Origin of the sequence: Myxococcus sp. AM009, assembly GCF_013372605.1 — a bacterium.
Taxonomy (GTDB): Bacteria; Myxococcota; Myxococcia; order Myxococcales; family Myxococcaceae; genus Myxococcus; species Myxococcus vastator.
The window spans coordinates 24,818-31,377 of the sequence record NZ_JABXEP010000097.1; the positions used below are offsets into that span (position 1 = coordinate 24,818).

At 71.3% G+C, this 6,560-nt stretch carries 5 protein-coding genes and 1 pseudogene; 3 read left to right on the top strand and 3 right to left on the bottom strand.

Annotation, left to right across the window (positions count from 1 at the left end):
- The first annotated feature begins 52 nt into the window (after window positions 1-52).
- Window positions 53-1,210: an AI-2E family transporter gene (locus HV824_RS22770; protein WP_176416452.1), complete on the top strand. Its 1,158-nt coding sequence runs from the start codon at window positions 53-55 to the stop codon at window positions 1,208-1,210.
- A gap of 75 nt (window positions 1,211-1,285) precedes the next feature.
- On the opposite strand, the gene HV824_RS22775 is transcribed toward HV824_RS22770, so the two are convergent.
- Entirely contained in the window at window positions 1,286-3,019 is a 1,734-nt protein-coding gene (locus HV824_RS22775; RefSeq protein WP_176416451.1) for a lamin tail domain-containing protein, read from the bottom strand.
- A gap of 160 nt (window positions 3,020-3,179) precedes the next feature.
- Window positions 3,180-3,650, bottom strand: a complete 471-nt coding sequence (locus HV824_RS22780; RefSeq protein ID WP_176416450.1) for a YqaA family protein — start codon at window positions 3,648-3,650, stop codon at window positions 3,180-3,182.
- A 220-nt stretch (window positions 3,651-3,870) separates the two neighbouring features.
- Between HV824_RS22780 and HV824_RS22785 the strand changes: the two genes are divergently transcribed.
- Together HV824_RS22785 and HV824_RS22790 are read left to right on the top strand one after the other, a co-directional pair.
- Window positions 3,871-5,016, top strand: coding sequence for a hypothetical protein (locus HV824_RS22785; RefSeq protein WP_176416449.1), 1,146 nt, complete (start codon window positions 3,871-3,873; stop codon window positions 5,014-5,016).
- Between the two features lie 29 nt (window positions 5,017-5,045).
- Window positions 5,046-6,203, top strand: coding sequence for a serine/threonine-protein kinase (locus tag HV824_RS22790; RefSeq protein ID WP_176416448.1), 1,158 nt, complete (start codon window positions 5,046-5,048; stop codon window positions 6,201-6,203).
- Between the two features lie 17 nt (window positions 6,204-6,220).
- Here the strand turns inward: HV824_RS22790 and HV824_RS22795 are convergent.
- Window positions 6,221-6,560 (bottom strand): annotated as a pseudogene (locus HV824_RS22795) (MFS transporter); the annotation flags it as partial.

A 6,560-nucleotide genomic window follows, 5' to 3' on the forward strand; every position in this document is an offset into this window, starting at 1 on the left:
AAAGCGCCTCTCGTGCCTGCCCTTCCGCGAAGGCAGCCCTACCTTGGCGGGTATGGCAACCGAGCAGACCGCCCAGCGGGTGTTCACCGGGCTCATCATCCTGTCCATCATCCTGCTGGCCCTGGTCGTCCGCCCGTTCGCCAAGGCCTTCTTCCTGGCGGCGGTGCTCGCGGGAACCTTCTACGGCCTCTATTCGCGGCTGAGCCGGAGGCTGCGCGGACACAACAACGTGGCGGCGGGGGTCATCGTCTCGGGGGTCATCCTGGCCCTGCTGCTCCCCCTGGGGGGCCTGACGGCCTTCGTCGTCACCGAGGTGTCGGACGGCGTGAAGTTCGTCTCCGACACGGTCCAGCGGGAGGGGGTGGAAGGGCTGATTGACAAGATTCCCGGCCCGGTGCGTGGCCCGGTGGAGCGGCTGATGGAGCGCATCCCCCTGGAGGAGGCCCAGCTCGACGAGACGCTGCAGCAGCAGGTGAGCACCCAGGGCGGAACAGCGGCGCGGGCCGTCACGGGGGCGGTGGCGGCGACGGGCTCCATCGCGTTCCAGACGGTGATGATGCTCATCGCCCTCTTCTTCCTGCTGACGGAGGGCGCGCGGCTGGTGAGCTGGGTGGAGAGCGTCTCGCCGCTGCGGCGCGGCCAGACGGGGGAGATCCTGCGGGAGTTCCGCAGCGTCTCCGTGGCGGTGCTCGTCTCGTCGGTGGCCACCGCGGGCGTGCAAGCGGCGGCGGCGCTCGTCGGCTTCCTCATCGCCCGCGTCCCCGCGGCGCTCTTCTTCGCGGGCGTGGCCTTCTTCATGGCGCTCATCCCCGCGGTGGGCGCGGCCATCGTGGTGTTGGCCGCCGCGGCGCTGATGTTCTTCAGCGGCCACCCGTGGGCCGCGCTGTTCCTCGCCATCTGGGGCACGGTGGTGGTGGGGCTGGTGGACAACATCGTGAAGCCGCTGCTGGCCAAGCGCGGCATGCACCAGCACGCGGCCATCGTCTTCTTCGCGCTCCTCGGAGGCCTGGCCGCGTTCGGCACGGTGGGCCTGCTGTTGGGGCCCCTCATCGTGGCCTTCTTCCTGGCCCTGCTGCGCATCTACGAGCGCGACTACGGCCGGCCCACGCCGCGCCCCGGAGACCCGGCCACGCCCGGAGGCTCGGGCGGCGGCGAGGGCCTCATCATCCGCCCATCCGAGCTGTCCGCGGAGACGCGCGAGCGCCACTGAGGCCCCGCTGAAACAACACGGCCCCGCTCCCCGCGCGAACGGGGAGCAGGGCCGCGACGATTCACGCGAGGCCGCTCAGAACGCCGAGCCGTTGACGCGATGGCCCGGCGAGGCCTTCAGGCTGGACAGGCTGGTGTGCAACACGAAGGTCGCCGCGGCGCCCAGGTCCGGGCTGCGGTTGGCGGACACGCCATCCGTGCCACTCACGCCGGAGGACAACACCGCGGACTCCACCACCGCGCCGGTGGCCATCTTCACGATGACGGTGTCGCCGCTGTTGGACAGGCCCAGGGTGCCCGTGGAGGCGGACACCGCGTTGGGCGTCCCAGACGGGATGCCCGCCGCGCCGCCGAACACCACGATGACGCCGCCCGCCGCCAGCGACGTGCCGCCGGGGAAGGTGTGGCGCACGCTGACCGCGTCGGACACCGTCCACCCGCTCAGGTCCACCGCCCCGGTGCCCGTGTTCACCAGCTCCACGAACTCGCCCACGACGTTCGAGCCCGGCTCGTTGACCATCACCTCGTTGATGAGGACCTTGCCCGTGCCACCCGTCGGAGCCGTGGTGATGGTGAAGGCCGCGTCGCTGGTGTCGCTGACGCTGGCGTCGGCCGCGTCGCTGATGCGCACGCGCGCGGTGGTGGTGGCGCTGGACGGCACCGTCCAGGCGTAGCTGCCCGCGGAGGCGGCCGTGTTGGCGGCCAGGGTGCTCCAGGTGCTGCCATTGAGCGTGTACTCCAGCTTCACGTTCGCGACGCCGGTCGACGTCCAGGCGATTTCGCGCACGCTCCCACCCGCCCAGCTCTCACCGCCGTTGGGCGACGTCACCGTGACGGAGGCGTCGTCACCGGTGGCGCCGTCCCCTGGGATGAGGAAGTCCTTGATGACGGCCATGTGCTGCATGCCGGAGGCGGCGCTGTCGCCGTAGAGCGCGGGGGAGATGGCGCTCAGCGGCGTGTACACGCGCGTGTCCACCACCAGCCCGTTGGCGAAGCTGCCGCCGCCGATGACGACGGACGTCTGGTGCGCGAACAAGTCACTGTCCACCAGCACATGGTCATACGGCCTGTTGCGGCCCGCGTTGGTGTTGCCATTGCCGTTCTTGTCCACCGGATGGGGGCCAGCGGTGCGCACCACCTGGGACAGCGTGCTGAAGGCGGACTCGTTGCGGCTGCCGGTGTTCAAGTCTCCGCCAATCACGAGGTAGTCGTCCGCGGGGATGTTGGCCCGGATGCGGCTGACCAGGCTGCTGGCCTCCGAGTTGCGATTGCCGCTGCTCGTGGTGAGGAAGTGCACGCTCACCGCCCAGAGGTCCTTCGGGCCCGGCACGTCGATGCGCGCCCAGGCGAAGTCGCGGTTGGAGACGTAAGGGTCATCCCACTCGCCCGAGGCGATGATGGGGTAGCGGCTGATGATGCCGTTGGGAATCTGCGCCCCGCCCTCGCGGTAGTAGTTGAACTGCGTGCCGAAGGCCGTGTCCACGAAGCTCCGGAGGTCCGCCGCAGAGTTCGACTTGTAATTGAACTCCTGAATCATCACCACGTCGGCGTCCGTGCCCTGGAAGATGCGGATGCCGTGGCCCAGGTCGTAGTCCTGCCCGTTGCCGCTGGATGTATTGGCCGCCAGCAGGCGAAGGCGGACCTCGCCCAGCGCGTCCTGCCGCTGTCCGACTTCCGCGCCGTCGAGCCCCACGGGCTCCAGCGACGAGTCCTCGCCACCACACGCCGCGAGCACCGCCAGCAACAGCGCCGCAGCATGGCGACGCCAGTTCAACCACACCGGGCTTGTTGGAATTGCGTTGTCACGCACGATGCACAGTCCTTCCCCTGGCAAGGGGCTGTTGAGAGGTCGATTGAGACATCCACACGATACCCGCTTCACGGGGAATGCGATGCTCACCCGTCTCCTTTATCAGGGAGGGACCCACACGCGTTGCGTGAAACATTCGTGAAACTGGCGGAGCCGGGCGCTACAGCGCGGCGGCGGCGGACAGGGCGACGGCGAGATACCGAAGGCCCTTGCCGAGCGTGACGAAGAAGACGAAGGGCAGCGGACGCACCCCCAGCATGCCGCCGGCGATGACGAAGGCGTCACCCACCACGGGGAGCCAGGACATGATGAGCGCGGGCGCGCCCCACCTCCGCGTCCAGGCCTCCACGCGCTGCATGCGAGGCCCCTCCTTCTCACGGCGCCGCGCGTACCAGCGCCCCAGGGCGCCTCCGCCACCGCCCGCCACCCACCGGCCCAGCCCGTAGAGCGACAGCGCGCCCAGCACGTTGCCCGCGGTGGCCACCCCGATGGCGGTGACGGGCGCCGTCCCGCCGTAGACGAGCGCGGCCAGCAGCGCCTCCGACGGCACCGGCACCACGGAGCCCGCAAGCATCGCGACGAGGAACAGCCCCGGGAGGCCCCAGGTGGCGAGTGCGGACGGGTCGGGCATCAACGCTTCGGAGGTGAGCGCCCCCAGCCTGCCATGCCGCCCGCCGCGGCGCACGCGCTCAGACGCCCGGGACGCAAGGTCTGCGCCCCAGCCCACCCACGCGCAGCAATTGCGCTCCGTCCCGGCCCGCGCACACGTCCCCCCGGGGAGAGAGGGCCACGGCGCGGCGCTTGCTATGGGGCGGGGCCTACACCCCAGAGCGGGAAGGAACGCCGCGCCCATGAGCAGCACCGTCGCCCCAGCCCCGAGCTCCGACCTCCGCCTCGTGCCGGTGGAGATTGCCCCCGAGACGTTCTGGGTGGGCAAGCGCGAGCCCGGCAACATCTTCTACGCCAACCCCTACCTGCTGCGCTTCCGCGGCACGGACAAGAAGACGCAGCGGCCCACGGAGTTCAACCTCCTCATCGACCCGGGCTCGAGCAGCGACTTCTCCACCATCCACACCAAGGTGACGGCCCTCATCGGTGGCATGGACCGGCTGTCGGCCATGTTCATCAACCACCAGGACCCGGACGTGGGCTCGTCGGCGAGCATCATCTCCGCGCGCTACGCGCCCCGGGCCGGGCTGCTGTGCTCGGAGGACACCTGGCGGCTCATCGTCCACCAGAACCTGCCGCGCCACCGCTTCATCCCCACGGAGAAGTTCGCGCAGGGGCTCAGCGTGCCCACAGGCCACCGGCTGCTGCCGGTGCCCTCGCCCTTCTGCCACTTCCGCGGCGCCGTCATGCTCTATGACCCGCAGACGCGCGTGCTCTTCACCGGAGACCTCTTCGGCGGGCTCACGGACTCCAACGCCAAGGGCATCTGGGCGGATGAGTCCGACTGGGCGGGCATCCGCGCGTTCCACCAAATCTACATGCCGGTGAACGCGGCGCTGCAACGCACGGTGGCGGCCATCCGCAAGCTGGAGCCGGGCGTGGAGATGATTGCGCCGCAGCACGGCCGCATCATCCGAGGGCCGCTGGTGCAGCAGTTCCTGGACCGCATGGAGAAGCTCCAGGTGGGCCTGGACATCATGGACGAGGCGCAGGACCGCACGCACCTGCAGGCCTGGAACTCCGTGTTGGACCGGGTGGTGTCGCTGGCGCGCGGCTACCTGGGCGACTCCGTGGAGGCCAAGCTGGCCGCGAGCCAGGACCTGCCGGACACGACGCAGTATGACGGCGCGCGGCTGGTGGTGAACCGGCTGGGCAAGTGGACGGTGGAGCACGTGGTGGACCTGTTGTGCCACGGCGAGCCGCCGGAGATCGCCGGCCCCATCATCGTCGAGGCCACCAGCGCCGCGTCCGAGTACAACCTGCCCACGCCGCACCTGGACATCGAGGGCGTGGGGGCACCGTCCCACATCTCGCTGCTCGACCCCTGAGAGCGACGACGCAGCCGAGGGAGGACGAGGTGCACTCGACCGACGACGTAGAAGGCGTGGCGTACCTGGGGGGCGCCGCGCCGGAGCCGCCGCCCCGCGCCGACCTCCCCCCTGTCCCGCGGCGGGCGGAGACCCCTCCCGAGGCGACGCTCCAGCCGGTGACGCCACCACCGGCCCTGTCGCTCGCGGAGACACTGAGCCCGGTGACCCCCATGTCGCCGCACGGCACGCTGCTCCAGGGCATTCCGGTGCCCGCGCCCGCCAGCGTCATACGGGGCCTGGTGCCCGGCCAGACGGTGGCCCAGCGGTACCAGGTGGAGCGCTGGCTGGGCGCCGGGGGCAGCTCCGCCGTGTACGAGGCCATCGACCTCCGGCAGGACTTGCGCGTGGCCCTCAAGGTCCTCGCGGTGCCCCACGCGGATGCCGCGATGGTGGCGCGCTTCCGCCAGGAGGTGGAGCACGCCCGGGCGCTGGAGCACGTCAACATCCTGCGCGTCTTCGATGCGGGCGTGGACGGCGAGCGGCACTTCCTCACCATGGAGCTGCTGGACGGCGTGGATTTGCGTCAGCGGCTGTTGGAGCGGCGCGCCACGTTGGCGGAGGCGCTGCGCTGGCTCACCCACGCGACGGTGGCGCTGGAGCACGCGCACGGCCGGGGCGTGCTCCACCGCGACGTGAAGCCCGCCAACCTCTTCATCACCCGCACGGGCGTGCTCAAGCTGATGGACTTCGGGCTCGCCAAGAGCACGCACGTCATGGGGACGACGGCCCAGGGCGCGGTGCTCGGCACGCCGGAGTACATGGCGCCCGAGCAGGTGACGGGCAGCCCCGCGGTGTCACCCGCCACGGACCTGTACGCGCTCGGCGTGGTGGCCTACGAGCTGTTCACCGGACAGCTCCCCTTCCGCCACCCGGAGCCCGTGCCGTTGATGTTCCTGCACGTCCAGGAGCGCCCCGCGCCGCCGCGCGCGTTGCGGCCGGACTTGCCGGAGCCCTTCGAGCGCGTCGTGCTGCGGCTGATGGAGAAACGCCCCGAAGACCGGTACCGGACCGCGGCGGAGCTCCGCTCCGCGCTGGCGAAGCTGTGGCCTCATGCGATGAACGCTGATGCCCCGGCGGCGGCAGGGGCACCGACGCCGCTCCACGCGCGCGCCCGAGCGCCGGAGCCGGGAGGCGGCACGGGCTGAGCGGAACGTGCCCGCTGTCACGCCCATGATGCCGAGGACTCCGTCCTGCCTGGGGCCAGCAGCGCCAACCCGAGCGCCGCCATGGCCGTGAGTCCAGCGGCGATGCCGAACTGCAAGGCGAAGTGCCCGCGGGCCAGCGCGAGCACCGCCACCGCCACCGAGCCCCCCAGCAGCCGCGTGGCGTAGAGCGCGCTGGTGACGATGCCCCGGTGGTGCCAGGGCGCGCGGGACTGCGGCCCAATCAGCGACGTGCTCGCCGCGGGCCCCAGCCCCAGGCCGAGCACCGCCAGCCCCACCAGCGCCGCGGGCACGCCCCAGCCTCGCGCGGCGGCCCATGACAGCCACCCGGCCCCCAGC